The organism is Rheinheimera sp. (assembly GCF_036782235.1).
Classification (GTDB): Bacteria; Pseudomonadota; Gammaproteobacteria; order Enterobacterales; family Alteromonadaceae; genus Pararheinheimera.
Genome location: NZ_DAIPZL010000021.1, coordinates 1 through 26,036 on the forward strand (window position 1 = coordinate 1; position 26,036 = coordinate 26,036).

General features: G+C 49.5%; 24 protein-coding genes and 2 tRNA genes. 8 read left to right on the top strand and 18 right to left on the bottom strand.

The features are described 5' to 3' along the window. Positions 1–77: 77 nt before the first annotated feature. Both V7P87_RS15725 and V7P87_RS15730 read left to right on the top strand, forming a co-directional pair. Positions 78–153: transfer RNA gene (locus V7P87_RS15725), tRNA-Glu, on the top strand. 60 nt (positions 154–213) lie between these two features. Beyond that, a tRNA-Ala gene (locus V7P87_RS15730) sits at positions 214–289 on the top strand. A gap of 159 nt (positions 290–448) precedes the next feature. Here the strand turns inward: V7P87_RS15730 and V7P87_RS15735 are convergent. Then, positions 449–1,036, bottom strand: a complete 588-nt coding sequence (locus V7P87_RS15735) for an arylesterase (protein WP_333798285.1) — start codon at positions 1,034–1,036, stop codon at positions 449–451. On the opposite strand from V7P87_RS15735, the gene V7P87_RS15740 reads away from it, so the two are divergent. Further along, positions 1,035–1,742, top strand: coding sequence for an ABC transporter ATP-binding protein (locus tag V7P87_RS15740; RefSeq protein WP_333798286.1), 708 nt, complete (start codon positions 1,035–1,037; stop codon positions 1,740–1,742). The two genes, V7P87_RS15735 and V7P87_RS15740, sit on opposite strands and share 2 nt — an antisense overlap. Next, entirely contained in the window at positions 1,732–4,338 is a 2,607-nt protein-coding gene (locus tag V7P87_RS15745; RefSeq protein WP_333798287.1) for an ABC transporter permease, read from the top strand. Before V7P87_RS15740 ends, V7P87_RS15745 begins: the two co-directional genes overlap by 11 nt. Positions 4,339–4,500: 162 nt before the next feature. Here V7P87_RS15745 and V7P87_RS15750 read toward each other — a convergent pair whose 3' ends face one another. The 6 genes from V7P87_RS15750 to V7P87_RS15775 all read right to left on the bottom strand — a co-directional run bounded on the left by V7P87_RS15750 (position 4,501) and on the right by V7P87_RS15775 (position 8,931). After that, the gene (locus tag V7P87_RS15750; RefSeq protein ID WP_333798288.1) at positions 4,501–5,394 is read right to left on the bottom strand and encodes a TIGR01777 family oxidoreductase; all 894 of its coding nucleotides are present in this window, start codon (positions 5,392–5,394) and stop codon (positions 4,501–4,503) included. A 43-nt stretch (positions 5,395–5,437) separates the two neighbouring features. Further along, positions 5,438–5,803, bottom strand: a complete 366-nt coding sequence (folX, locus tag V7P87_RS15755; protein WP_333798289.1) for a dihydroneopterin triphosphate 2'-epimerase — start codon at positions 5,801–5,803, stop codon at positions 5,438–5,440. A gap of 87 nt (positions 5,804–5,890) precedes the next feature. Next, positions 5,891–6,274: a lysozyme inhibitor LprI family protein gene (locus V7P87_RS15760; RefSeq protein WP_333798290.1), complete on the bottom strand. Its 384-nt coding sequence runs from the start codon at positions 6,272–6,274 to the stop codon at positions 5,891–5,893. A gap of 38 nt (positions 6,275–6,312) precedes the next feature. Further along, the gene (locus V7P87_RS15765) at positions 6,313–7,632 is read right to left on the bottom strand and encodes an ATP-binding protein (protein ID WP_333798291.1); all 1,320 of its coding nucleotides are present in this window, start codon (positions 7,630–7,632) and stop codon (positions 6,313–6,315) included. Beyond that, the gene (locus V7P87_RS15770; RefSeq protein ID WP_333798292.1) at positions 7,632–8,309 is read right to left on the bottom strand and encodes a response regulator transcription factor; all 678 of its coding nucleotides are present in this window, start codon (positions 8,307–8,309) and stop codon (positions 7,632–7,634) included. Before V7P87_RS15770 ends, V7P87_RS15765 begins: the two co-directional genes overlap by 1 nt. Positions 8,310–8,424: 115 nt before the next feature. Further along, positions 8,425–8,931: a glycine zipper 2TM domain-containing protein gene (locus V7P87_RS15775; RefSeq protein ID WP_333798293.1), complete on the bottom strand. Its 507-nt coding sequence runs from the start codon at positions 8,929–8,931 to the stop codon at positions 8,425–8,427. 236 nt (positions 8,932–9,167) lie between these two features. Here V7P87_RS15775 and V7P87_RS15780 point away from each other — a divergent pair, with 236 nt between their 5' ends. Then, positions 9,168–9,503, top strand: a complete 336-nt coding sequence (locus V7P87_RS15780) for a ComEA family DNA-binding protein (protein ID WP_333798294.1) — start codon at positions 9,168–9,170, stop codon at positions 9,501–9,503. A gap of 170 nt (positions 9,504–9,673) precedes the next feature. Here V7P87_RS15780 and V7P87_RS15785 read toward each other — a convergent pair whose 3' ends face one another. The 10 genes from V7P87_RS15785 to V7P87_RS15830 form a co-directional block, all read right to left on the bottom strand. Continuing rightward, entirely contained in the window at positions 9,674–10,897 is a 1,224-nt protein-coding gene (locus V7P87_RS15785) for an EAL and HDOD domain-containing protein (RefSeq protein ID WP_333798295.1), read from the bottom strand. Positions 10,898–11,031: 134 nt separating this feature from the next. Continuing rightward, positions 11,032–12,522 (bottom strand): sodium/proline symporter PutP, encoded by a 1,491-nt coding sequence (gene putP / locus V7P87_RS15790; protein ID WP_333798296.1) that lies wholly within the window; start codon positions 12,520–12,522, stop codon positions 11,032–11,034. 190 nt (positions 12,523–12,712) lie between these two features. Next, complete coding sequence (locus V7P87_RS15795) at positions 12,713–13,435, bottom strand: DUF3379 family protein (RefSeq protein WP_333798297.1); 723 nt, start codon at positions 13,433–13,435, stop codon at positions 12,713–12,715. Continuing rightward, positions 13,428–13,940, bottom strand: a complete 513-nt coding sequence (locus V7P87_RS15800; RefSeq protein WP_333798298.1) for a sigma-70 family RNA polymerase sigma factor — start codon at positions 13,938–13,940, stop codon at positions 13,428–13,430. The genes V7P87_RS15795 and V7P87_RS15800 overlap by 8 nt, the downstream gene beginning before the upstream one ends. Positions 13,941–14,120: 180 nt before the next feature. Beyond that, positions 14,121–15,830: a BatD family protein gene (locus V7P87_RS15805; RefSeq protein ID WP_333798299.1), complete on the bottom strand. Its 1,710-nt coding sequence runs from the start codon at positions 15,828–15,830 to the stop codon at positions 14,121–14,123. After that, positions 15,824–17,656: a VWA domain-containing protein gene (locus tag V7P87_RS15810; RefSeq protein ID WP_333798300.1), complete on the bottom strand. Its 1,833-nt coding sequence runs from the start codon at positions 17,654–17,656 to the stop codon at positions 15,824–15,826. The genes V7P87_RS15805 and V7P87_RS15810 overlap by 7 nt, the downstream gene beginning before the upstream one ends. Further along, on the bottom strand, positions 17,646–18,647 hold the full coding sequence (locus tag V7P87_RS15815) for a vWA domain-containing protein (RefSeq protein ID WP_333798301.1): 1,002 nt from the start codon (positions 18,645–18,647) through the stop codon (positions 17,646–17,648). Before V7P87_RS15815 ends, V7P87_RS15810 begins: the two co-directional genes overlap by 11 nt. Then, the gene (locus V7P87_RS15820) at positions 18,640–19,188 is read right to left on the bottom strand and encodes a DUF4381 domain-containing protein (protein ID WP_333798302.1); all 549 of its coding nucleotides are present in this window, start codon (positions 19,186–19,188) and stop codon (positions 18,640–18,642) included. The genes V7P87_RS15815 and V7P87_RS15820 overlap by 8 nt, the downstream gene beginning before the upstream one ends. Further along, a complete protein-coding gene (locus tag V7P87_RS15825; protein ID WP_333798303.1) occupies positions 19,172–20,155 on the bottom strand; it encodes a DUF58 domain-containing protein in 984 nt (327 codons plus the stop codon). The genes V7P87_RS15820 and V7P87_RS15825 overlap by 17 nt, the downstream gene beginning before the upstream one ends. A 13-nt stretch (positions 20,156–20,168) precedes the next feature. Then, complete coding sequence (locus tag V7P87_RS15830) at positions 20,169–21,119, bottom strand: AAA family ATPase (RefSeq protein ID WP_333798304.1); 951 nt, start codon at positions 21,117–21,119, stop codon at positions 20,169–20,171. Between the two features lie 236 nt (positions 21,120–21,355). On the opposite strand from V7P87_RS15830, the gene fadI reads away from it, so the two are divergent. The 3 genes from fadI to V7P87_RS15845 all read left to right on the top strand — a co-directional run bounded on the left by fadI (position 21,356) and on the right by V7P87_RS15845 (position 25,106). Then, positions 21,356–22,666: an acetyl-CoA C-acyltransferase FadI gene (gene fadI / locus V7P87_RS15835; protein ID WP_333798305.1), complete on the top strand. Its 1,311-nt coding sequence runs from the start codon at positions 21,356–21,358 to the stop codon at positions 22,664–22,666. Then, on the top strand, positions 22,666–24,825 hold the full coding sequence (gene fadJ / locus V7P87_RS15840) for a fatty acid oxidation complex subunit alpha FadJ (RefSeq protein WP_333798306.1): 2,160 nt from the start codon (positions 22,666–22,668) through the stop codon (positions 24,823–24,825). Before fadI ends, fadJ begins: the two co-directional genes overlap by 1 nt. Before the next feature lie 86 nt (positions 24,826–24,911). Then, positions 24,912–25,106 carry a hypothetical protein gene (locus tag V7P87_RS15845; protein WP_333798307.1) on the top strand — a complete coding sequence of 65 codons (195 nt, stop codon included), beginning with the start codon at positions 24,912–24,914 and terminating at the stop codon, positions 25,104–25,106. On the opposite strand, the gene V7P87_RS15850 is transcribed toward V7P87_RS15845, so the two are convergent. After that, a complete protein-coding gene (locus V7P87_RS15850; RefSeq protein ID WP_333798308.1) occupies positions 25,103–25,912 on the bottom strand; it encodes a LysR family transcriptional regulator in 810 nt (269 codons plus the stop codon). The genes V7P87_RS15845 and V7P87_RS15850 overlap by 4 nt on opposite strands. Positions 25,913–26,036: the final 124 nt, after the last annotated feature.

The window sequence follows — 26,036 nt, forward strand, 5'->3', positions numbered from 1 at the left end:
AGGACACCGCCCTTTCACGGCGGTAACAGGGGTTCGAATCCCCTAAGGGACGCCACGCTGCTATCAAATCCTGGGATGTCCCTTTCGTCTAGAGGCCTAGGACACCGCCCTTTCACGGCGGTAACAGGGGTTCGAATCCCCTAAGGGACGCCACTTAGGAATTTCTTCTGTTGACCATCATGTTGCCTGAATCCAGTTGGCGACAATCTCGATGGGGCTATAGCTCAGCTGGGAGAGCGCTTGCATGGCATGCAAGAGGTCAGCGGTTCGATCCCGCTTAGCTCCACCAAATCTTCTGTGTATTCTGTCTCTCAACAAATCTCAAAACATTGCTCCACCAGTTTATTGCCTTGATGTTATGCTTTTTTTATCAGGCCAGATTTTGCCCCCTGGCTTATTGCGCTAAGCCACGGCAATTTTACATCACCACGGCAATACTTTCATTTCCTTACAATTTCAGCAGCAACGGCAGCACAAAATCGCGGATAATCGGCTGAGCTTTTTCGTTGGGGTGGATGCCATCACTGAGCATCAGTTCAGGTTTGGTGGCTACCTGATCCATAAAAAACGGCCAGTACACAGCCTGATGTCTTTCGGCCAATGCCGGATATAAATCGACAAACAGCTGGTTATAACGTGGGCCATAGTTTGGCGGGATCCGTATTTGCATCAGGATGGGCTTGGCCTGTTGTTGTTTGACCAACTTGAGCATGGCACTGAGGTTTTTTTCCAGCTGTGCGATTGGGAAACCACGCAGGCCGTCGTTACCGCCCAGTTCTATCAGCACGGCATCGGGTTGATGTTTTTTTAATAATTCGGGTAATCTGGCTAAACCGCCCGCTGTGGTTTCACCGCTGATGCTGGCGTTAATCAGTTGCCAGCTGTTTTGTTGTTGCTGTAGTAAATGTACCCAGCCTTGTTGTTGTGTCATGCCATAACCGGCGCTGAGACTGTCACCAAGGACCAATAATTTTTGTGGTTGTGCCTGTGCCAGAAAAGTGCAGCAAGCCAATAAGATGGTGAAAAAAATTCTCATGTCATTACTACCTAAGATTGCTATTCAAGCCAAAGCCTTACGCAAAGAAGTCCAGCTGACAGATGCCAGGCTGACTATCCTGCAGCAGATCAACCTAACAATCAACAGCGGTGAGACAGTCGCCGTAGTGGGGGCTTCCGGCTCCGGCAAATCGACATTACTGGGGATTCTGGCCGGTTTGGATACAGCCACGAGCGGTGAAGTCTATCTGGCAGGCCAGCCGCTGCATCAGCTGGACGATGACGCCAGAGCCCAGCTACGCGCCAAAGAAGTGGGTTTTGTATTTCAGTCGTTTTTATTATTGCCAAGCTTAACCGCGCTGGAAAACATTACTTTGCCGGCCGAACTTGCCGGTATTAAAGATGCCACAGCCCGGGGCAGTAAACTGCTCTCTGATGTTGGTTTAACAGAGCGCGCCGATTTTTATCCAAGTCAGCTCTCGGGCGGCGAGCAACAAAGAGTGGCGATAGCGCGGGCTTTTATCACACAACCGGCCATTTTGTTTGCTGACGAGCCATCGGCTAACCTCGATGCGGCCACAGGCGTCAAAATTGAAGATTTATTATTTGCGCTAAACGAGCAGCAAGGCACCACGCTGGTGCTGGTCACCCACAATCCGCAGCTGGCCCAACGTTGCAAGCGTCAGCTCAATATGCATGCAGGTGAGTTAACAGAGTTAAAGCCGGAGGTGGGTGATGTGGCTTAACATTGCCGCCAGGCTATTCTGGCGCGAATTACGCCGCGGTGAGCTTTGGGTGATCGCTTTTGCGTTGTGTCTGGCTGTTTTTACTGTGGTGAGTCTGACCGGTATTACCGAAAGTGTGCGCTCGGCATTGTCACAACGTAGCAGTAACTTTATTGCCGCTGACAAAATTCTGCGCTCCAGTCTGCCGTTTAATGATGAGATATTTCGAAGCGCCGAGCAGCTTGGGCTGAAGACGGCCAAACAAATGCAGTTTAGCACCATGGTGTTTGCCGGCGATCTGATGCAGCTGGTCAGTGTCAAAGCGGTGTCGCCAAGCTATCCGCTGCGTGGGCGTCTGGAGTTAAAAAGTTCAGAACAGGCGGATGCCAAAATCAGCAACACTGTGGTTAAAAATCAGGTATTCCTGGAACCACGATTATTACAGCTGCTGAATATCGGCATTGGCGACAGCCTGGAGCTTGGGGTCAGCCGTTTTGTGGTGGGCGGCATTATTGCCGAAGAGCCGGATGCGCCGCTTAGTGTATTTGGTAACGCCCCAAGGGTGCTGATGCATGTGGATGATGTAGCCGCCACAGAGGTGGTTCAGCCAGGTAGTCGTATTGGTTATCGGTATCAGTTTGCCGGCGACGGCAGTGCGCTTAAAACGCTGGAGCAGCAGGTTAAACCTTTGCTGACGGTGCATGACCGCTGGCAGAGTCTGGATCGTGAGTCGGCGGTGGGCTCGGCGCTTGACAGAGCTGAAAAGTTTTTATTATTGGCTGGTTTATTAGGCATAGTGCTGGCCGCCTGCGCTGCGGCAGTTGCGGCCAGTCAATACAGTCAACGCCATCAGATGGCGGTGGCAGTGATTAAAGCGCTTGGCACCACCACAGCCATGGCCAGGCGTATTTACGCCAGTCATCTGGCGATGGTCAGTCTCTTTAGTATCATCACCGGCTTGTTGCTTGGCCAGCTGGCAAGTTCCGGCGCTCAGTGGTTTATTGAAGTCTGGCTTGGCGATTACCGGCCGGAATTTAGTAGCAGGCCGTTATGGCTTGGTGCTTTAACGGGGCTGATTTGTGCAACTTTGTTTTCGGCACGTCCTATCTGGCGGCTGGCTGCTGTGCCGGCACTGAACGTACTACGCCAGCGTGCTTTAAGTTTTCAGCTGGATCTGTGGCAGCTGGTCACAGGTGGTCTGGCTATCTGGTTGCTGATGTGGCTGTTTAGCGGGGACTGGTGGTTATCCTGCTGGCTATTTGTGCTTTGTCTTGCCTTTGCTGCTTTATTGCTGGGGATGGCGGCTGTTTTGGTGAGGCTTGCCAAACCCATGGCGGCGGGCCAAAGCAGTGCGCTAAAGCTGGCGCTCGCCAACTTAAGACGCCGGTTATGGCCTAATAGTTTTCAGCTCATTACTTTTAGTCTGGCGCTGTTTTTAACGCTGATTTTGTATTTTCTGCGTGCAGAGCTGATTTCGCAGTGGCAGCAGCAGGTTCCGGTTGGTGCACCCAATCAGTTTCTGGTCAATATTAACGAGGCGGAAAAACCGCAAATTATTCGTTTATTAACGGACAACCAGCTCAAAGCCGGGGATTTTTATCCTATGGTGTCTGGGCGGGTTCTGACGGTCAATAATGAAAAATTGCCTGAGTCTGATGGCCGTGAGCAAAATCCTGAACAGTCAAATCAAGCGCAAGCAAACCCTGAACGGCAAAAAGGCGAACAGCAGGCGGATATTGCCGACAACACAGTAGCCGCTCGTCGCGATACCCAGAATTCCGGCTCCGCAAATTCTGGTACAACAAGGGAAGGCATAGGCCGCGAGTTAAATCTGACCTGGCTCAATACCTTACCTGCCAATAATCAGATAGTGGCTGGCAAGTGGTTTGGTCCTGAAGATAAAGCCCAGGTATCTGTTGAGGAAAAACTGGCTGAAAGACTGGCGCTGGAGCTTGGTGATACCATTGGTTTTTCGGTGGGCGGTCAGCCTTTTACCGCAACGGTCAGCAGTTTCCGTAAAGTTGACTGGAACAGCCTGCAACCGAACTTTTTTATGATTTTATCACCGGATCTGATGCAGAATTTCCCGGCGACTTATCTGACGGCTTTTTATTTACCAAAACAACAAACCGCACTACTGAATGACATGGCACGTAGTTTCCCAACTATTTCAGTGTTGTCTGTTGATAATATTCTTAAACAAGTCAACGACATTATTGCCCAGGTTTCATTGGCACTCACGGTGATTCTGGTGCTGGTATTTGCTGCTGCTGTGCTGGTGCTGGTGGCTCAGGTTCAGGCAACACTGGAGCAGCGCGAGCAGGAGCTTGCCATATTAAGAACTTTAGGCGCCAAAACGGTGTTTCTGCGTAAAGCTGTATTGGCCGAATTTGCGGCTTTAGGGCTGATGGCAGGTGTTTTTGCAACCTTGCTGGCTGAAGTGCTGCTGGCTGTGGTGCAGATGCGGTTATTCCAGCTGCCGTTTTCGCTGCACTTTAATTTGTGGTGGATAGGGCCGGGTCTGGGGTTGGCGTTAATTTGTGGTTTGGGCTGGCTGTTGCTGCGCCATCTGCTGCAATTACCAACGCCGGTATTGTTGCGCCGGGCTTTAAGCTAAAACTCAAGCGCTGTTGTGTCACAAAAAAAGCCTGCAGTTGCAGGCTTTTTTTCAGACGTCTCAGCTAAGTGATGCTGTTTTATGCGCAGTGAAAGCGCTGGGTTTTAGACCTGTTTATGGACCTTGTTAAGCGCTGATGTTTTCATTTAAAAGCTTGCTGCTTTAAAGCGGCAAGGCCTGTAATGCAGCGCGCAGCTGATTATATTTAAAATGAAATCCTGCATCTAACAATTGTTTGGGGTAAACGTTCTGGCCAAATAATAAAATATCGGCCATCTCACCAAACAATAACCGCACCATCACAACTGGCATCGGCAACAAAGCGGGTTTACCCAAACGCTCTGCCAGCAGTTTGGTCCATTGTTTATTGCTGACCGCCATAGGTGCTGTGGCGTTAAATACACCTTTTAACTCCGGATGCTGCAATAAAAAGTCAAAAGCTGCGCAAACATCATCCAGATGGATCCACGACATATATTGTTCGCCGTTGCCGATACGGCCACCAAGCCCGAGCTTAAAAGCGGGCAGCATTTTGGCCAGAGCACCGCCTTTTGGCGCCAGCACAATGCCAAGACGCAAAATACAAACCCGGGTTTGTGCTGAATTGGCTCTGTTGGCCAGGTTTTCCCAGCGTGCACAAATGTCGTGGCTGAATTCAGGGTAATAAGATTGATAACTTTCGTCTATGCTGTCGCTGCCCTGACGGCCATAAAAACCAACAGCTGATGCATTTAACAAAGTGTGTGGTGGCGTGCTGGCTTGCTGAATGTAGCCGACAAGCTCCTCAGTAAGCTGCCAGCGACTCTGACAAATCCGGTGTTTTTGCTCTGTGCTCCAGCGCCTGTTAGCAATAGATTCGCCTGCCAGATTCACCACTGCATCAATCTGATTAAAATCAACTTGCGACAGCGAGGTTACCGCTTTAACCAGGGTACCGAACTTTTGTTGCACTTTGTTGGCGGAGCGGCTTAAAACCGTCAGTTGATGCTGCTGTTGCCACAGCTGAACCAGCGCCGTGCCAACAAGACCCGTTGCGCCTGTCAGTAAAATCCGCATGCACTGGCTCCTCTGCCTTGTCACCTGATGAGTATAGTTCGTCTTATTTTTTGTGAACGGATAAGGTTAACGACACCGAATCGGCAAAACGCAATGCATAAGGTTTGTCGATTTCCACTTCAGCAAATTTAACGGCGGGGTGGGCAGAGGCAATGGCCAGCACTTCGGCGGTTAGTTTTTCTAATAAAGAAAATCTGTTGTTTTCCACCAGCTGAATAATATCTTTGGTGATAGTGCGATAATTCAGTGCCTTAGCCATATCGTCGGTGTCAGCAGCTTGCACAGCGCTATATTCAATGCGGGCGTTAATGACAACATCCTGTTTGTTGTTAATTTCCTCATCTTTAATGCCGATGTAGGTTCGAAGCCGTAAGTTTTTGATCCTGATCACCGCGTTGTTTAGATTCATGAAAAGTCCTGTCTGGCTGAGAAAATAGTTATGTAGATCCAGCGTACTGATACGCAGCATGGGTTGCTGCAGATCAGTATTTCAGCCTTAATAGCGGATATTCTTCATCACGGCAATTTGTTGCTGCAGCTGCTCAATCATACATTCTTTATAAACGCCGGCACCGGCCTGACTGTCGGGGATCAAGGCCAGATATTGCCAGCGGCAATGGTCACGGCTGAATTTCTGAAAAGTTTCCCGAGAGCGCTGAAACACTCTGAGTGGATCGCCCCGGCCTGTGCTGCGTTCCATCTCCTGTAACCTGAATAAATGGTTGTTTTCCCAGGTGTGCAGTTCACGTTCAGTTTTTTCCAGTTCCTGATCCAAACAGCGTGAGTATTCAATCTGAAACTGACGTTTGTCGGCACAGCTGCTGGCTGCCTGACTTTGAAACGACAGCAGGGCTAATATAAAAATAGGTAATGCTTTCATAGAGTTCCACAAAATAGCTGGCAAATTTTCGTGTCAGACTAATACTGGTGTTCGGCAAAACACAGCTGAAATCTGGCACCGCCCAGCTCACTGCGATCAATGTGCAGTTCACCGGAATACGAGGTGCAGAGTTCATGCACTATGGACAAACCAACACCATGACCTTCTTTATAGGTATCAAGCCGGGTGCCGCGATGCAGCAGCTCTTTGGTTTTACCCTCGGGTATGCCTGGTCCGTCATCTTCTACCGCGATTTGCAGTGGCTTTTGGCTGATACTGACTCTGACCTGATGCTGGCAGGCTTTAAAGGCGTTGTCGAGCAGATTTCCGAGCATTTCCATTAAATCTGTTTCATCGCCTCTGAACATTACCCCAGCCGGCAGGTCAATTTGTAGTCTGACGTTTTTGTCCTGATATATTTTCTGTAGGGCATTTTGTAACTGACTAAGCACAGGGGCAATGGCAATTTGTTTTTGCCAGACATCCTGGCCTGAACTGCTGGCACGTTTGAGCTGATGTTCAATCATCGCAGTAATACGGTCAATTTGTTCACGTAGCTCTGGTTGTTGCGCTAGTGCCGATGTATTCAGCACAGCCACCGGCGTTTTAAGTGCATGGGCTAAGTCACTTAAATGGTGGCGATAACGTTGTTTTTGCCGGTTTTGACTGGCCAGCAATAAATTGACGTCTTCTTTGAGGGTGGTTAGCTCCAGAGGGTAGGTGCCATTAAGCTGTTGCTGCTGGCCACTTTCAACCTGACGGATCTCATGATCCAGCGCAGACAGCGGTGCTGTCGTCCAGTAATAAGCCAGCAGCATCACCAAGAGCAGCACTGCGGCTATGCCGATAAACCATCGCGCCAGGGTATTGCGAAAACTCTGTACCGGCGCATCCAACAGCTTTTGATCCTGCACTATATGAATGGTCAGCGGCATGCTGCGTTCACCCATATCAAATAACAGCGCAAAAGACAAAGTCCAGTACAGCTGGCCATTTTGTTCAATGGCAACAAACTCGTGTTTGCCGGGCAGCATTTCATGTTGCGGTGGGGTGAAGTTTTGGTTCAGTGAGGAATCGGATTGCCATAACAGTTTGTCTTCACTGACAATAAAAGCACTGGTACCGGAATCCGGCCGTAAAAAATCGGCCGGTAAAATACTGTTATTAATTTCCAGAATATCGTTTTTGGAGGTAAGTTCGGCTAAAAACGAATACAGATGTACTTCAAGCTTTTGTTCTGTACTGGTAAGCAGCTGAGCCAGAAAAGCTCTTTCTATCGCAAAAAATGAAACCGGCAGTAAAAACAGCATCAGCACCAGGCTGATCACCGCCTGCCGGACTTTCAGCGATAACATCATCAATTCACGGCCAGGTTAAAACGGTAACCACGGCCTCGTAAAGTTTCGATGGGTTTTAGCTCGCCATCCGGGTCGAGCTTTTTCCGAAGCCGCAGTACAAAAACTTCAATAACGTTACTGTCGAGGTCAAAGTCCTGATCATAAATATGTTCTGTCAGTTCAGTTTTTGACACTACTTTGCTTGGGTTATGCATAAAATACTCAAGCACTTTGTATTCATAAGCGGTCAGCGGCACTTCGGCACCCTGACAGAATACCTGCTGTGTTCTGCTGTTCAGGCTGATAGGTCCGGCATTGAGCGTAGGGTCGGGTTGACCTGCGGCACGGCGGATCAGTGCATTACATCGCGCCAGCAGCTCCTCGACATGAAAAGGTTTGGTCAGGTAATCGTCCGCACCTGCATCCAGCCCCTGTACTTTTTCCTGCCAGCTGCCACGGGCGGTCAGAACTATGATCGGAGTTTTGATATCTTGTTGCCGCGCTTTTCGGATCAACGACAAACCATCCATCTTGGGTAAACCAATATCAATAATGGCCAGATCGTAGGGATATTCACTGATTTTAAAAAAGCCATCAGTGCCGTCGTGCGACACATCGACACTGAACTGTTGTTGGGTTAAATGGTTTTTAACCTGTTCGGCCAATAATGTTTCGTCTTCTACCACCAATACCCGCATGTGCATTCCTTATGACAATCAACCGCACTCTGGCGGCGGTAATGGCCTGCTATTTAGCAGGTCTGTTGATGTATAAATTTATCTTAAAATAGCAAGGGGCAAACGTAGTTTACTACTAGCGTGAGCGTACCGGCTCTACATACACCGGCATTTGTGGGCCAGGATCTCTGTCCATTAAGGTGGTGTATTCACGGCCATTAAGCTGATAAGTCACCTGATAACCGTCAATGACACTTTGGTATTCCACTTCAGTACCGGCCTGATAACAAACGGTTTCATGATGCATCACGTCTGTACCATTTTGCTTGCCTATGTCATGACCCACTGCACCACCTAACACCGCACCTGCGGCCATGCCTACTTTTTTATTGGAGCTGTTATGACCTATGGCATTTCCCAAGGCCCCCCCAATAATAGCGCCGACAATAGCAGGTGCTGCAGAATCTGCGTGGCGTTTTACCACCTGGCGTTCTTCACAAACACGTTTGGGCTTATGAACTTCAATGGTGCGGTACACAGGTTGAGCTGAAGTGACAGTGGCCATTAGATATTGATCCCGGTACTGCTGGGAATAACTGGTACAAGCCGTGACAAGCGGTAACAACAACGCCAGATATTTCATGACATACCTCCACAGACAATGATTACATCAGCGTAGAGTACAAACTCTTAATTGCAGCTGAATCTAAAAAAACGCTAAACAGAAAATTAAAAGTATATAAAAAGTTAAATTAATGAAAATAAATTGACTATCTTCTGTAAGGTTGACGCTGCAATCAAGCTGCAGTGTCAACCAGGCACAGCGGAACAATCCAAGTTCCGTATTGTAATACCGGACAAACAAACAAGGAAAGTCACATGGATGCAAAATCATTATTATTCGCAGGCCTGGTTGTTGCTGCTGCCATCAGTCTGAACCCGGTGCTGGCCACCCAAAATACTGCAGTGGTGGCGAAAGTAAATGCCAGCGACAGCAAAAACGATGTTGCTAAAACAAGTGCGAATAAACTCAGTATTAATCAGGCCAGTCAGGAGCAACTGGAAGCAATTCCGGGCATTGGTGCCAAAAAGGCGCAGGCCATTCTGGAATACATTAAAAAGAATGGTCCTATTAAAAATCAGCAACAACTGACGGAAGTCAAAGGAATAGGTGCCAAACTGGCGGAAAAAATTAGTGGTTTTGTCAGTTTTTAACCAAGGCAAAGTGCTGATGTTGTGATTGGGCTGGCTTGTGGATCTGACAGAACCTTAACTGCCTGCAACTTATGATGCGCAATAAAAAAACCGGTTCAAGCCTGCACTTGACCGGTTTTTTTTTACCGCTGCAACTAACAGCATTTTTCACTTTTTTTCTGTGCTTGTGATTAAGCGTCGCCAAGCGCCCGCATTTGTTCGTTGGCCCATTGCACTGCTTCATGATAAGCATCGGGCAGCGATTTAGCATCAAGACCAAGTCTGGCGATAGCACTGTTTGCATCCTGCCAGTGCGCCTGTTCATAACATTTCACCAATGACAGATATTCCGCCAATAAACCCTGGTTATCCACCAAAGCGTCTTTGATATCTTTTGACAGCGGTAACTTGCTCATTACCGATGTCATTGGCTCGTCAAGAATGGCGTCCATCAGCGACATCATGCCGGTTAAAAAAGCTTTGGCCACATCAGTTTTACGATGTAGCTGGGCGATCCCTTCGGCAAACTTGGCTCTGGTCATCGCCAGACGCATCAATTCAGCCGGTTTTTCACTGCTGACCTGGGCGGTAAACAGTACCGACAGGAATTTTTTTAACTCATATTGGCCTAGTACCACCAGCGCCTGTTTGATGGTTTCAATTTCTGAACGGCGTTTAAAAATGGCTGAATTGGAATAACGCAGCAATTTATAGGACAGGTTGACGTCGCGTTCAAAAATAGTGGTGATTTTCGACAGGTCCATCTCAGATTTTGACGTTTCATACAACAATTCGGCCAGCGTCATTTGCGCTGGCGACAAAGCCTTGCTTTGTAACATTTCAGGTTTGGAGAAAAAATAACCCTGAAAATAACTAAACCCCATTTTTAAGGCCGACTGGAATTCTTCGTTGGTTTCGACTTTTTCAGCCAGCAACTTAATGTTTGGAAAAGGAGCTGTGGCCTGCAGCACTTCCTGAATGATCTCGGGGGAAGTGCTACGAAAATCTATTTTGATGATGTCGATGTGAGGATAAAAATGTCGCCAGACCGGCTGATGGATATAGTCGTCAAGAGCAATAACATAACCCAGTTCTTTCAGATGTTGTACTTCGGCCAGCAGTCTTTTACCGGGCTGAACTGTCTCTAATATTTCGACAACCACCTGTTCTTTTGGCAACATGGAAGGAAATTTTTTCAGCAGGGTATCCAGCGTGAAATTGATAAAACCCAGCTTGTCACCAAGAAAGTCATCCAAACCAAAGTTAAACTGGCTGCCGGCAATCATCCTTGACGTCGCTTCATCACCATCAATGTCCGGGAAAACGTTTTCAAGACCGTCACGAAACAATAACTCATAAGCAAACAGGTTTTTGTCACGATCCAGAATGGGCTGGCGGGCGGCATAAAAATACATACAGACTACAGTTCCTTACAGGGTATTCTGGCAAGCAATGTAGCAAAGAATTCTGTTGCTAGGGAACAAAAATTTAGCGCAATTTGCTTTTGGCTCAACCCGTAGTCGAAACTGCGGGTTGAGTATTATTGTGGTTATGAGTTCAGCTTTTGCAGCATCAGGTCAAATTCACGCTGCTGGTGTTGATCCGGGGTTTTAGTGAGTTTGCTCGCCAGTACTATGGCGAGGGTTGAGAACAACACACCTGGGACCATGGCATAAATAAAATCATCCAGTTGTTTACCATCGATGGTTAGTGGGCTGAACACCCAGATCAGCACTGTTACAGCGCCTGTTACCATACCGGCCAGTGCACCCCAGTGATTCATCTTACGCCAGTACAGACTCATCAGTACCATTGGGCCAAAAGCGGCGCCGAAACCGGCCCAGGCGTTACCAACCAGGCTTAAAATAGAGCTGCTGCGATCCAGCGCAATGACAATAGCAACCACGGCAACGACAAAAACGGCAGCGCGGCCCATCATCACCAGATGTTTGTCTGAGGCGGCTTTATTTAAGAATGTTTTATAAAAGTCCTGAGTTAAAGCACTGGACGTTACCAGCAACTGGCTGGAAATGGTGCTCATGACCGCAGCTAATAAAGCCGCCAGTAAAAAACCACCAACAAAAGGATGGAACAGCACTTGCGACAGCTGAATAAAGATAGTTTCCGGATCTTTGAGCACCTGGCCACTTTGCTGCACATAAGCAATGCCGACAAAACCTGTGGCAATAGCACCTAACAGTGAAATAATCATCCAGGACATACCGATACGGCGTGCCACCGGGAAGTCTTTTACCGATCGAATGGCCATAAAACGCACAATAATATGCGGCTGGCCAAAATAACCCAGACCCCAGGCCAATAACGAAATAATACCAAGCACGCTGGTGCCGGTAAAAATATCCAAATGGTTCGGGTTCAGGCTTTCTACAGTGCTGAGCACGGGCCCAATGCCACCAACCACATTGAGTGCAGCCACGGGCACCAGCACCAGTGCCACAAACATAATAATACCCTGTACAAAGTCAGTCATACTGACCGCGAGGAAACCACCGAGCAAGGTATAGGCGATAACCACACCAGCGGTCAGCGCAAGGCCCCAGAAATAATCCAGTCCAAACACCGATTCAAATAACTTGCCGCCGGCGACTACACCTGATGCGGTATAAAGCGTAAAGAACACCACAATTACCAGTGCCGAAATCAGCCGTAACATCCGGGTGTGGTCGGCAAAACGGTTCTCGAGATAATCGGGCAGGGTAATAGAGTCTTTGGCATGTTCGGTATAAACCCTGAACCTTGGCGCCAATAACAGGTAATTCAGCCAGGCACCAATCACCAGACCAACGGCCAGCCAGATCTGTGAAATGCCCAGTGCATATAAAGCGCCGGGTAATCCCATCAATAACCAGCCGCTCATATCCGAAGCGCCGGCCGATAAAGCCGTGACGGCGGGGCCAAGTTTGCGTCCACCCAACATATATTCAGATAAATTACTGCTGGACTGGCGATAAGCATAAAGCCCGATGGCCAGCATAGCGGCGAAATAAATCGCCAGTGCGAGAATAGTGCCCGTTTCCAAAATAACGACCTCATCTGAGTGATTGATTTTGTTTATCGTTGTTCATGCGCTCAGGTTCTGAGTTGTCATGCAGTGAGGGTAAAAACTGCAGCAGGCGAGCGGCGGCACATGCTAACAAGGGCGTGCGTTTTCAGCCAGTGCTTTTCTGCGAGCACACCAACAGATGCTACCAGTTGCAACCTGGTAGCCTTTAACTCTGTTGTTTCACGGCGAAGCTGAATTGTTGTTGCACCTTATCAACCAGGGGCGCCAACAGCTGCTGCCTTGCGGCGACCAGCACCAGATCTGCGCCGGCAAGTGCCAGGCTTTGGCCATGAAAATTGTCATCGGCAAAAGAGCCTGCGTTTTGCCAACCGTGATCTTTTGGCAAGACAAAGACGGTCACTGTGCCTTCTTTGCTATCGAGGATCAGGTGCAAAGAGCGCACCCCCCGAAAATGACAAAATCTGGCATACCTTACCTTGCCGTCAAACTGCTCCAGCTTGCCGGCAAAAGAGGCCATCAGCTGATTCACTTCTGCCAGCGGTAATTGTTGATTGTGTTCCAACAAGGCACTGGCTTCATGATACACATGCGCCAGGGCATAACTGCCGAGATCCTGCCCAAAGTGCAGTGGTTCAAAGCGCAGTTGCACCAGCCCCAGAGTCAGAGCGACTGAAGCCGCTATGCCGTATAACCATTGTTTACGCCTGCGTTGTTGCCGGTAGCTGCTCACTTGTTGCTGCAGCAATAATCTGGCCTGCAAATCGTCAGGCACTTCGATATACATTACCCTGTGCAGTGCCGCATCCAGTTGTAATAACTCCTGTTGTAGTTCTGCTTTGGCGCTGTCCTGTTGTATATGTTGTTGCAGCGTTGTGTCGCCAGCACTTGGATCGCTGAATAAACGACGACGAAATTCCAGTTCATCCATGCTGATGCCCCTCTAAATCTTTGGTTTTGATTAGTTCGCGTAACTGATGACGGGCGCGGTACAGCCGGGTATTCACAGTGTTCAGATTCAGCGCCAGACAACTGGCAATTTCTTCGCCTGTCATGCCGAGCAGCACCTGTAATACCAGAGGTTCGCGGTATTCCACATCCAGTTGCAAAATCAGCCGTTGTAACTGAGAAAGTTCAACCTGCTGTTCGGGTGACGCCGAACTGAGATCCTGCAGTTCGTCCTGCTCAATGTCTTGATAATCAAACTGTTTACGTTCAAAACGCCTGGCGTTTTCCCTTCGTAAAATGGTGATAAGCCAACCTTTGGCAGCGGCCACGTCAAGCAAGGAATCCAGATGTTTCCAGGCCCGTAAAAAGGTTTCCTGCACTAAATCATCCGCTATGGCTTTGTGCTGGCATAACCAGTAAGCATAACGGTATAAATCGGCATAAAAAGCGTTGACTAGTGCCTGATAGCGCAGATCTTTACTGCTCATAAGGGACATACCCAAAAAAAGTGCACCAAGAGTAATGACCATAGACCGGCCTGGTGGCAAATAATGTTCAGCAGAGCGAAAAAAAACAGAAAACGTTGATCTGTAGGCAGGGAGCTGCCGCATAACATCATTCAAAACTGGCAGCCACACGGGGCTGCCAGTTTGAAAGCATTCAGTGGCTTAAGCCGGGTATAGTGGTTTTAGTGGTTCTGTTACAGGCAACTGCTGTAAATGTTTGTATTTGGCAAAAGCTTCAAATAAGGGCTGGCCTTGCCAGGTCTGGCCCAAGGCTTGATATGGCTGATGGCAAAGTTTTTCTATTTCACGCCTGAGCTCACATTCCGGTAACTGGGTTAATAACTGCGACAGTCGTGTGATTTGCGGATCTATGCCCTGTTGTGCCCATTGCAACAGTTGCGCAGTGGCATCTGTACTGTTATTCGCAAGACAGGCTGCTTTTAATTTGCGTGAACTGAATTTTAATACCGAAGCCTGTGGCTGAACCTTGGCCTTTGCAGTGTTTTTTTGCAGCACAGCCTGGATAAATCGCGGAGCTAACCACAGAACAAGGGTGGTTAGCCATAACAGCAGCAATACAGTGCTGCTATAGCTCCAGTGCCATGGGCTGACGGGTTGGGCTGCTATCACAGGGGGGATGCCGCTGGCCGGTGCTGCTTCTGCGGCAGCTTGTACTTCAGGCTGCGCCGGGTTGGGCGCGGCTTTTAAGGTACGCTCAGGCAACTCGGCATAAGAGAGTTCATTGGTTTTACTGTTCCACCAGGGAATGCGGATGGCCGGCAGCACCAGCTCGCCGCTTTTGGTGGCAATCACAGCTGAAGTAAATACTTTTTGCGCCACCAACCGGCCGTTCCGCTCGGCCTTTTTGCTTTGTGGCTGTTCGGCATAACTTTTAATACCATCCGGCAAACTGAAGTTCAAATCCGGCAACTGGTGATCGGATAAATCTAATGCGGTCAGCGTAATAGTGCGGGTGACAGGCTCACCCTGAGTCAAATCCTGACCCGGAGGTGTCCATTCTTCGGTCAGCGCCACCAGCTCAGACACCAGCCACTGGCCTTTAAAGTTATCCGGAATAGGTTTTACGGTCAGCTTTAACGCCTGCCCCTGAGCCGACACTGTTTTGGTTTTGGCAAAATAATCATAACGGGAACTTTGCCGGTCAATCATTTCACCTTTAAACCAGGGCGCTGCCAACTCAAAGTCGCCATGTTGCTCGGCAATTACTGTATAACGACGGGTAATGGTTTGATAACGTTGGCCGTTGACCAGCTCCGAGCCTTCTACATCTTTGCCAAGCTGCTCAATAGTCGCCCCGGGCAATTCGGGCTGGCTGAGGCTGCCACGCTGCAAATCACCGTTAAAATAAATTTTGACCTCGTAATATGCCAGCTGCTGCACATAAAGTTCAGTGCTGGTTAAACTGCTTTGGATAAAAAGCTCATCCGAGCCGGTGCCTTTTGGATCGGCCGGCAGCACTGTGATGGTAATAGGCTCGCTGCGCAAACCGTCAATTTCAAAAGCTGGGATCACAAAGGTGCCGGTTTTTTTGGCAAATAAACTCAGTTGCCAGCGGGTACTTTGGCTGGAGCGGCCATTGATAATTTGCATACTCTGACTGATCGCCGGCGCACTGAAGTTAAAGTCGTTGGCGAGCACGGAAAAATCCAGCTGATTGCCTGATACTTTTTCATCCAGTTCAATTTGCAGCAGTAATTCTTCGCCCAGCATCAGCGGATTTTTATCCACAGTGGCCTGCAGCATGGTAGCTGCCTGCAGCGGACTCAAACTCACACACAGCAAAAGCAGGGCCGCAGACTTCAGCAGGGTGACAACTTTTTTGGCGCTGTCGCCCAGACACAGGGTTACCATTCTTGATCAGCTCCTTTGGGTAAACGTTGTTTCTGGCGTTTTTGGTATTCCAGTAACATTTTATTACGCAGTAATAATGCTGGATCGTCCTGCACTTTACGCATCAGGCCGTCCAGCTGCTGGCTTTGTTCCGGGTTGGCATTGGGCCAGGCTTCACGCACGGCTTTTTGTTGTTCTGATTGTTCGTTGGTCTGCTCTGGGTTTGCCTCAGGCTGTAGCTGGCTTTGTTCTTTGTTTTGCTGTTTTGAGTCCTGCTGTGCACCGGGCTCTGATGGATTGTTTTGTTCAGTCTGCTCAGGGTTTTGGCCATCTTTGCTGTCGTTTTGTCCGCTGCCATCAGATTGCTCCGCCTGCTCACCTTTTTGCTGCTGGCCGTCTTGTGGTTGACCCTCTTGTTGATCCCCATCCTTAGATTGCTCGCCTTGCTGGTTTTGCGCTGAATTTTGTTGTTGATTCTGTTGCTGCTGTAGCAGTTGTTTGGCAAGTTTAATGTTTTGCTCTAGGCCTGGTAAATCAGGCTGCTGGCTTTGGGCTTGCTGATAAGCGGCCAGAGCTTCTGAAAATTTTTGTTGTTGCATCAGACTGTTGCCGAGGTTAAAACGGCCATCGGCGCTTTTATCCTGCTGATACAGTTGTTCGGCAGCCTGATAATCCCCACTGCGATAAGCGGCATTGCCTTGCCAAAGCGGGGAGTTAAATTTTTCCAGTGCCTTGGCATAATCCTGTTGCTGATAGGCCTGTTTGGCCTGTTGCTGCTGGCTTAACCACAAATCGCGCCAGTCAAAAGCTTTGGCTGGGTTTGGCAGCAACAACAGCGGTAATATTGCAAGCAGTGCTGCTCTTTTGCCAAGCCACAGCGCCAGCGGCAATAAGAGCCAGCACAGATACACACCGGCATCCTGCCATTGATCCCCACTGATTTTACTGCTTTGCTCGGTGTCGGCTTTGGCGAGTGTTAAATCGGGTAAGGCCAGTAAAGTCTCGATATCGGACTGGTCAAAGCTGCTTTGGCGGAACACACCACCCGTCAAACTGGCGAGTTCTTTCAGCTGAGTTAGCGGCACTTTGGGCAGCACTATGCTGCCGCTGCGATCTTTTAACAGTTCACCTGAGCTTAACTTCACCGGCGCACCGTCGCTGCTGCCGACGGCCAGCACAGACAAACGGTGTGGGAAATCATTCAGACTCTGGCGCAGTGTCTGATAGTGGCTCTGGCTAAAACCATCGGTGATCAGCACCACATCCCCTTTGGGATAACCGGCTTGTTGCAACAATTTAGCGGCAAGTTCCAGTGCACTTTGGACATTAGAACCCTGAGCCGGCATGATTTCCGGTGTCAAGTCAGGCAATAACAGTTTGATATTGTTGTGATCCGGCGTCAGAGGTGAAATCACATAAGCATCAGCAGCAAAGGTTAATAACGCCAGCTCACCTTCTTTGAGCTGACTGGTAAAATCCAGCGCTTTAAATCTGGCCTGAGTCAGCCGGTTGGGTTTGACATCTGTTGCCAGCATGGACAACGACATATCCAGCACCAGCACTGTGGCTTTATTCAGCGCAAAAGCAGGTTGGGGCAGTTTGTGCACACTGGGGCCGGCCAGCGCTATGACCGCAAGCAGCAGACCAAGCAACAATAAGGCAAAAGGTTTTTTGTTTTGTTGTTGCTGCATGCTGTCGTTTAACAAGGTCAGCTGCAGATGCCTGTGCAGCAGCTGGCGCCAGGGACTGCCACTTTGCTGATAACGCCATGCCAGATAAACACAAAGCACGGCCAGCGGCAGCAGCAATAACCAGAGTGGCCTTAACCAATGCAATTCAAACGGCATCATTGGCACCTCCACGCCGCCATTGTTGCCAGGGGAGTTTGGCTAATAGTAACAACACAACCAGCAGCAGGGCACCGGCAAGGGGCCAGTGCAGCAGACTCTGTTGTGGCCTGTAGTTAAGCTGATCCCGCTCTATAGGTTCAAGCTGATCCAACAGCTGATAAATTTGTGCCAGTTCATTCAAATCACGGGCGCGGAAATAACGCCCGCCTGTGGCAGTGGCAAGTTCGGTCAGCAGCGCTTCATCCAGATCATCAGACGGATTGACCAGTTGAGGGCCAAAAATACCCTGTTGCACCATCTGCTCTGCACCTACACCCACAGTATAAATTTTTACTCCTGCCGCTTTGGCCAGCTCCAGTGCTTCACGCGGTTGAATATTGCCTGCGGTATTAGCGCCGTCACTGAGTAAAATCAGCACCTTATTCGAGCTTTCATAGGTGTTAAATCTTTTAACCGCAAGGCCAATGGCTTCACCAATGGCGGTGCGCTGACCCACCAGGCCAAGCACGGCTTCATCCAGCATTTGTTGTACTGTCTGGCGGTCAAAAGTAAGCGGCGTTTGCTGATAAGCTGCATCGGCAAACAGCACCAGGCCAAGGCGGTCGCCCTGACGTTTTTGAATAAAATCTGACAACACAAATTTCACCGCATCCAGCCGGTTGGCGCTCTGGCCGTTGATCACCATGTCATTGATATTCATCGATCCAGATAAATCGACCGCCAGCATCATATCGCGGCCTTGTTGCGGCAGGGTCACGGCTTCACCCAGCCATTTGGGGGCGGCGGCGGCGCTGACCAGAAGTAACCAGATGAGCCACAACAACCATTGTTGTTTGGACTGTCCCCTTTGCTGCTCGCTGTGCTGGGTTTTGGCAAGGCGCGCCAGCGGCGGTAACAGCAGGCTGGCGCCAGCCTTAGGTTGTTTGGCCTTGATAAAATAAGGCAGAGCCAGCAGTACAAAAAGCCAGGGATAACTGAACTCAAACATCCACAGCTCCTTTGCTGAACCTGGTTTTGTTCTGAGCTGACGTTTGGCCGGTCTGTTGTCGTAGCACTGTATGTTGCAGCCAATATACGGCAAAACTGGCATAAGCCTGCACATCTGAGTGCTGCGGCGAGCCCTGATAATGCAAGACCAGTAAATCCGGCAGCTCAGGTACTGCAGCCTGCTGATTGGCATGAAGGCTGTTCAGCAAAAACTGCCGCCATGCTTCTCCACTGTAACTTAATGCCGGATGGTCAGGCTGTTGGTTTAACAAGTATCTTTTTAATAAAGCGGTAATTTGGGCCGGCGCATCTGGAGCGCCCAAATCAAGGGCCGCCAGGGCTTTCAGCGCAAAACCTTTGGGTGCCTGTTTTAACTGATGTTGCCGGTATTTACGGTAAAACAGCCACAACAGGGTCAGCACCAAAACGGCCAACAGCCACCAGCCGGGCGCCAGATACCAATCATTGCTAAGGGCCGGTTCCTGAATATCAGCCAATTGGGCCAGCGCCTCTGGCTGTGCGTGCTTATTCACTGTGGCCATGATTTCTCCCATTCAGCTGACTGAGCAAGGGAATGGCGGCGCTGAATTGCCAGTTGGCGAGGCCAAGTGTGGTCCAGTGCTGCTGCAGTTGCTGTGAAAAAAGTTGCTGCTGCTGCTGATATTGTTGCTGCAGCTTTGTTGAACCCAGCTGTAACGTAACAGGCTCGTGACCGTCCGAAACCCGCGCCAGACCAAAAGCCTGGGCCGGCAGATGCTGCTCCAGCGGATCATCAAGCTGACAGATCCGTACTTCGTTATGTAACGTCAGCGCCCGCAAATGACGCAGGCAAGTGTCATCGAGATTTTGAAAATCTGAAATGATAAACAGCAAACTGCCCGGACGGGCTAAACGGCGTAGTTGTCCTAAAGCTTCTGACAACTGAATTGGCGCAGAGCCTTGTGCTGTTGGCATTTTGAACAGTTGCAGCGCCTGTTGTTGCAGCTCGGTCAGATGATGCAGGTAACGTAATACGGCCTGGGAGCGTCCTGCCGGTTTTAATTCGCGGATCTGCTGTTGGTGAAATACGATGCCACCGAGTTTATCGCCGGTTTTTTTCACATGCCAGGCAATCAGCGCCGCCAGATGACAGGCCTGCACCGACTTTAACAGCAGCTCTGAGCCAAACTGCATCGAGCTGCCCAAATCGGTCAGAATAAACACCGGACGCTCTTTTTCTTCGCGGAATAACTTGGTATGCACTTTGCCGGTGCGGGCTGTGACACGCCAGTCGATGGTGCGCACATCATCACCGGTCTGGTAATGCCGTACCTCGTCAAATTCCATGCCGCGGCCTTTGCTTTTGGCCAGGTAACTGCCGGCCAGTTTGCTCTGAATGGTCCGGGCCGGTGTTAAGTCAAAAAGCTGGGTATGCCGCTGATATCGCAGCAGTTGTTTTAGATCCACTTCAGTGCCGTTGCTGTGTAAATCCTGCAACCACTGATTGATCTGGCTTAAACTGGCGCTCATTCTCGCCTTCACCTCAGGCAACAGGCACCAACAACAGAATTTCGCTCAGCACATCATCGGTACTGATACCTTCGGCTTCTGCTTCGTAGGTTAACAACAGACGATGGCGCACCACGTTATGAAACACCGCCTGTACATCATCGGGTGTCACAAAATCGCGACCAGCCAGCCAGGCTTTGGCGCGGGCACAACGCTCCAGCGCTATGGTGGCACGTGGGCTGGCGCCATAGGCAATCCAGCGGCCGAGTTTGGCGCTGTAGTCGCTGGCGCGGCGGGTGGCCATAATCAGCTGCACCACATATTGCTCCAGACTGGGCGCAAAATGCAGTTTTAAAATGGCTTTGCGGGCCGCAAAAATATCGGCCTGACTGATCCGTACCGGCTGCTCTGTTGCGAGCTCCAGCGCTTCACCACGGGTGAGTTTTAAAATCGCCAGTTCAGTTTCAGCGTCCGGATAATCCACTTTTAAATGCAGTAAAAAGCGGTCAAGCTGCGCTTCCGGCAGCGGGTAGGTGCCTTCCTGCTCCAGTGGGTTTTGCGTGGCCATTACCAAAAACAATTCCGGCAGTTTATAACTGTGACGGCCCACGGTAATTTGTTTTTCTGCCATAGCCTCTAATAACGCCGACTGCACCTTAGCCGGAGCGCGGTTAATTTCATCCGCCAGAATAATATGATGAAACAAAGGGCCACTTTGAAATTCAAATTTGCCGGTTTCAGGACGGTAAATATCTGTGCCTGTTAAATCAGCCGGTAACAAATCGGGCGTAAACTGAATACGGTGAAAACTGCCTTCCACACCATGCGCTAATGCATTTACTGCGCGGGTTTTGGCGAGACCCGGCGGGCCTTCCACCAATAAATGGCCGTTGGCGAGCAAGGCCAGCAAAATACCTTCAGTCAGCGCACTTTGGCCTAATACCTGTGAATCCAGATAGCTTTTTAATTGATTAAATGCGTTCACAGCTGCACTCTTCCGTTGTTTTTAGGTCTTACCACGCCTTATTGAAGGCCTGGTAAGGCTGAATTAATTGATTATTTATCAAGCGTTTCCACTTAAATACGACTAGGCTTTCTGCGAAGTCAGGATATAAGGCCTTTATGGCATTAAAACAACTGTTTTAATTTGTCAGATCTCTCGTTACAATCAAAAAAAATTACAGGTCAGACCTGTATCGGATAAAACCAAGAGGATCATTCATGTCCAGCCAGATTAAATTAACCAACCGCCAGGGCGATCGGATTGCGATAGTTCGCGGTTTACGCACGCCGTTTGCCAAACAAGCAACTGAGTTCCACGGGGTATCTGCCCTGGATTTGGGCAAATTGGTGGTCAATGAACTGTTGATCCGCAGTGAGCTGGATGCCAAATTAATTGATCAGGTTGTTTACGGTCAAGTTGTACAGATGCCGGAAGCGCCAAATATTGCCCGTGAGATTGTGCTGGGTACCGGCATGAACGTCCACACCGACGGATTTAGTGTAACCCGTGCTTGTGCCACCAGCTTCCAGTCTGTGGTTAGTGTCACCGAAGCCATGATGGCGGGGGTCAGTAAAGTCGCCATCGCCGGTGGCGCTGACTCCAGCTCAGTACTGCCTGTAGGTGTCAGTAAAGCCCTGGCCCGCGCTCTGGTGGATTTAACCAAAGCAAAAACCTTTGGTCAGAAAGTTGCGATTCTCCGCCGCCTTGGCCTGCGTGATTTACTGCCAGTACCACCAGCTGTGGCTGAATACACCACAGGCTTGTCGATGGGTGACACCGCTGAACAAATGGCCAAAAGCCATGGCATCAGCCGCGCCGATCAGGACGCTATGGCGCACCGTTCTCACACCCTGGCAGCCAAAGCCTGGGAAATGGGGCTGATGAAAGATGAAGTGATGGCGGCCCATGTGGAGCCTTACAACAAGTTTCTGGAGATGGATAACAACATCCGCAAAGATTCCAAGCTGGAGTCTTACAGCAAGTTAAAACCAGTGTTTGACCGTAATTACGGCACTGTCACAGCAGCCACCAGTACCCCATTAACAGATGGTGCTTCAGCAGTGCTGATGATGCCGGAAAGTTATGCTAAAGCATTGGGTTACAAACCTTTGGGTTATGTGCGTAGCTACGCTTTTGCTGCCATTGACGTATGGGAAGACATGCTGATGGGCCCATCCTACGCCACGCCTATTGCGCTTGAGCGCGCCGGCATGACGTTAAACGACTTAACCCTGATTGAAATGCATGAAGCTTTTGCCGCTCAGGCACTGGCCAATATGAAAATGTTTGGCAGTAAAAAGTTTGCTGAAGAAAAACTGGGCCGCTCCAGTGCTATTGGTGACATTGATATGGCGAAATTTAACGTGAACGGTGGCTCTTTGGCTTATGGCCATCCATTTGCGGCCACCGGCACCCGGTTAATCACCCAAACCCTCAATGAATTAAACCGCCGTGGTGGTGGCATTGGTTTAACCACAGCCTGTGCGGCCGGTGGTTTAGGCGCTGCCATGATAGTGGAGACAGAATAATGACGGAGCAAACAGTGACTGAACAAATTGCGAGCGCAAAAACTTTCAGCCTGAACCTGCGTGATGATGGCGTGGGTGTCATCACCATGGATGTTGCCGGTGAGAGCATGAACGTGCTCAAGGCCGCTTTTGCTGATGAAATTAAAGCTTTATTGGATGAAATCCGCAGCAATAAAAATATTAAAGGTCTGGTGATCATTTCTGGTAAAGCCGACTCTTTTATTGCCGGTGCCGACATTACAATGCTCGATGGCTGCAAAACAGCGCAGGAAGCGACCGATATTGCCGCTATGGGACAACAAATGTTTGGTCAGCTCGAAGCGTTAAATATTCCGCTGATTGCTGCCATTCATGGCCCTTGTTTAGGTGGTGGTCTGGAACTGGCCATGGCATGTCACGGCCGTGTTGCCACTGACGATGGTAAAACAGTGCTGGGTTTACCTGAAGTGCAGTTGGGTTTATTGCCGGGCAGCGGTGGTACTCAAAGACTGCCGAAGCTGGTGGGCTTGCAAAAAGCGCTGGATATGATGCTGACCGGCAAACAACTGCGCGCAGTTCAGGCGAAAAAAGCCGGTTTAGTGGATGCTGTAGTGCCCAAAAGTATTCTGCTTGAAGCCGCGGTGAAAATGGCGCTGGCCGGTAAGCCGGACCGCAGCAAAGCCGTCAAACTGCCTTTTGTTGGTCAGCTGTTAGAGTTTACGTCTATTGGCCGCGGCATTTTGTTCAGCCAGGCGACCAAACAAACTTTGTTAAAAACCGGTGGCCATTATCCGGCACCTTTAAAAATCATTGAAGCGATTAAAGCCGGTGTCGACAGCGGCATGGCGCGCGGACTGCAGGTCGAAGCTCAGGCTTTTGGTGAGCTTTGTATGACGTCGGTTTCCAAATCTTTACGCGGTTTGTTTTTTGCCACCACCCAGATGAAAAAAGAAACCGGAGCAGGGGATGTCAAACCTGGCAAGGTGCATAAAGCAGCGGTGCTGGGCGGTGGTCTGATGGGCGGTGGTATTGCCAATGTCACTGCAGGGAAAGCTGGTATTCCGGTACGGATCAAAGACATTAATCAGCAAGGCATCAGCAATGCGCTGAAATACAGCTACAGCTTGCTGAATAAAAAGTTTAAACGCCGTTATATCAGCCGCACTGAAATGCAAAAACAAATGGCGTTATTAACAGGCACCACAGATTACAGCGGTTTTCATGATGTGGACCTGGTGGTGGAAGCTGTATTTGAAGATTTAGCGCTCAAACAGCAGATGGTGAAAGACATTGAAAGCCACTGCCATGAAAACACAATTTTTGCCTCCAACACCAGCTCTTTGCCGATAGGACAGATTGCCGCACAGGCAGCACGGCCGGAAAATGTTATTGGTCTGCATTATTTTTCACCTGTGGACAAAATGCCGTTGGTGGAAGTCATAGCCCATGAAAAAACCTCAGCCCAAACCATCGCCACTACTGTTGCTTTTGCCCGTAAACAAGGCAAAACTCCTATTGTTGTGAAAGATGGTGCCGGTTTTTATGTGAACCGTATTCTCGCTTTATATATGAATGAAGCGGCCAGTTTGCTGCTCGAAGGCGAGCCGGTGGAAAAACTGGACAAAGCACTTACCAAATTTGGTTTACCGGTTGGACCTATTACCTTGCTGGACGAAGTGGGCATTGATGTAGGCGCAAAGATTTCGCCCATTCTGGAACGGGAACTGGGTGAGCGTTTTAAAGCGCCGGCAGCTTTTGACAAGCTGATCGCTGATGGCCGTAAAGGTAAAAAAGTGGAAAAAGGATTTTACCTGTATGGTGCCAAAGCGAAAAAAGGCAAAAAAGAGGTGGATACCTCAGTTTACGCCCTGCTCGGTGTGCAGCCTGCTGGTAAATTATCCGCCGAGCAAATCAGCAACCGTTGTTTAGTGCAGATGCTAAACGAAGCAGTACGTTGTCTGGAAGAAGGCATTATTGCTTCAGCCCGTGACGGTGACATAGGCGCTATCTTCGGTATTGGTTTCCCGCCCTTTATCGGTGGTCCTTTCCGTTACATCGATGCGCTGGGCGCCACCACCTTAGTGGCCGATTTACGCCGTTACCAAGCGCAGTTTGGCAGCCGTTTTGCACCCAGTGCCTTATTGCTGCAAATGGCTGAGCAGGGTAAAACATTTTATTAAAATGCGATAAGCCGTATGGCTTCAATGCTGCTGATGAAAAAAAGAGCTGCTATAATGCGGCTCTTTTTTTTGCGGAGGGTCGTGCCTTGCTGTTGTTGCTGTTGTCACCACTTTGCTCTTTGTACTTTTTTATTCAGGCGCGCAGCTCAGGTCTGAAATCTTTGCCCTGGGTGTTACTCGGCGCTCTGACCGGCCCGCTGTTATTGCCGCTATTTCACAACCACAAGCGAATGGCGCTGAAAAAGGCGCTGGGGCATGGGGTAGTGTGGTTCAGGCCCTAAACAGGCGCCTGCAGCACGCCACAGCTTTGTAATGTCTGTTGCCAATGCTCGGCAACAACATCATTGGCTTGATGATAAACCCAGACCGGTTGCAAATAGGGCGCAGCACTGAGTTTGTGCAACTTGCCTTGCTCCACTGCCGCCTGCACCAGAGGAGCAGGTAGATAACCACAGCCTTTGTTTTGCTGTAACCATTGCCACAACAACCGTACATCTGTACTGGCAAAACTCAGTGGTGCAGTGGTCAGCCTTGGCAGCGTCAGATGCTGTACACTACATTCTGCCTGCAAATTAACAGCGTCATTCACTGACACCGGCCACCAGCACAGATACCCCAGACAACGGGCCTGCAGAGGTGCAAGCTGCTGTGGTTTTTCACCAAGCTGGACCACCAGATCAAAATCGCCGCCGTTTACATTCTGATAAGCGCCACTCTGTGTATGCACCTGCCAGCACTGCTGCGGCGGAAACAACAGACTCAGCTGTTTGGGCGGCAATAAAACCGCAAACTCAGCCGGCAATGACACCTTACGATGACTCTGCAGCTGATACTGCTGATTTAACTGCTGTTTTGCTGCGGAGATGGCCGTTAGCACTGCCTGTGCATGCGGCAGCAACAGCTCACCAGCTGGTGTCAACTGAATATTATTGCGAAAGCGGCTGAACAAGGTCACGCCTAAATTTTGTTCAAGCTGGCGCACCCTGAAGCTCACCGCAGATTGGGTTAAATATAAATTCTCGGCGGCTTTACCAAAGTGACGGGTTTTCTGTACTTCAAGGAAGGTTTTTAACAGCTCAGTATCCAAAGTGGATCCTTAGAAAAATTGATTGTAACCATAAAAAATATTTGTTTTACGATCGGAATTTTGTTTACCATACTCCGCACAGTTTAATTGGGATAGCTTTAGATTCAACGAGATCAGGGGAAAA

What these genes read in the sequence shown, in the direction of transcription:
- V7P87_RS15740 (WP_333798286.1), top strand. Translation starts at nt 1,035, where the DNA reads ATGTCATTACTACCTAAGATTGCTATTCAAGCCAAAGCCTTACGCAAA.
- V7P87_RS15735 (WP_333798285.1), bottom strand. Translation starts at nt 1,036, where the DNA reads ATGAGAATTTTTTTCACCATCTTATTGGCTTGCTGCACTTTTCTGGCA.
- V7P87_RS15745 (WP_333798287.1), top strand. Translation starts at nt 1,732, where the DNA reads ATGTGGCTTAACATTGCCGCCAGGCTATTCTGGCGCGAATTACGCCGC.
- V7P87_RS15750 (WP_333798288.1), bottom strand. Translation starts at nt 5,394, where the DNA reads ATGCGGATTTTACTGACAGGCGCAACGGGTCTTGTTGGCACGGCGCTG.
- folX (WP_333798289.1), bottom strand. Translation starts at nt 5,803, where the DNA reads ATGAATCTAAACAACGCGGTGATCAGGATCAAAAACTTACGGCTTCGA.
- V7P87_RS15760 (WP_333798290.1), bottom strand. Translation starts at nt 6,274, where the DNA reads ATGAAAGCATTACCTATTTTTATATTAGCCCTGCTGTCGTTTCAAAGT.
- V7P87_RS15765 (WP_333798291.1), bottom strand. Translation starts at nt 7,632, where the DNA reads ATGATGTTATCGCTGAAAGTCCGGCAGGCGGTGATCAGCCTGGTGCTG.
- V7P87_RS15770 (WP_333798292.1), bottom strand. Translation starts at nt 8,309, where the DNA reads ATGCGGGTATTGGTGGTAGAAGACGAAACATTATTGGCCGAACAGGTT.
- V7P87_RS15775 (WP_333798293.1), bottom strand. Translation starts at nt 8,931, where the DNA reads ATGAAATATCTGGCGTTGTTGTTACCGCTTGTCACGGCTTGTACCAGT.
- V7P87_RS15780 (WP_333798294.1), top strand. Translation starts at nt 9,168, where the DNA reads ATGGATGCAAAATCATTATTATTCGCAGGCCTGGTTGTTGCTGCTGCC.
- V7P87_RS15785 (WP_333798295.1), bottom strand. Translation starts at nt 10,897, where the DNA reads ATGTATTTTTATGCCGCCCGCCAGCCCATTCTGGATCGTGACAAAAAC.
- V7P87_RS15795 (WP_333798297.1), bottom strand. Translation starts at nt 13,435, where the DNA reads ATGGATGAACTGGAATTTCGTCGTCGTTTATTCAGCGATCCAAGTGCT.
- V7P87_RS15800 (WP_333798298.1), bottom strand. Translation starts at nt 13,940, where the DNA reads ATGAGCAGTAAAGATCTGCGCTATCAGGCACTAGTCAACGCTTTTTAT.
- V7P87_RS15805 (WP_333798299.1), bottom strand. Translation starts at nt 15,830, where the DNA reads ATGGTAACCCTGTGTCTGGGCGACAGCGCCAAAAAAGTTGTCACCCTG.
- V7P87_RS15810 (WP_333798300.1), bottom strand. Translation starts at nt 17,656, where the DNA reads ATGCCGTTTGAATTGCATTGGTTAAGGCCACTCTGGTTATTGCTGCTG.
- V7P87_RS15815 (WP_333798301.1), bottom strand. Translation starts at nt 18,647, where the DNA reads ATGTTTGAGTTCAGTTATCCCTGGCTTTTTGTACTGCTGGCTCTGCCT.
- V7P87_RS15820 (WP_333798302.1), bottom strand. Translation starts at nt 19,188, where the DNA reads ATGGCCACAGTGAATAAGCACGCACAGCCAGAGGCGCTGGCCCAATTG.
- V7P87_RS15825 (WP_333798303.1), bottom strand. Translation starts at nt 20,155, where the DNA reads ATGAGCGCCAGTTTAAGCCAGATCAATCAGTGGTTGCAGGATTTACAC.
- fadI (WP_333798305.1), top strand. Translation starts at nt 21,356, where the DNA reads ATGTCCAGCCAGATTAAATTAACCAACCGCCAGGGCGATCGGATTGCG.
- fadJ (WP_333798306.1), top strand. Translation starts at nt 22,666, where the DNA reads ATGACGGAGCAAACAGTGACTGAACAAATTGCGAGCGCAAAAACTTTC.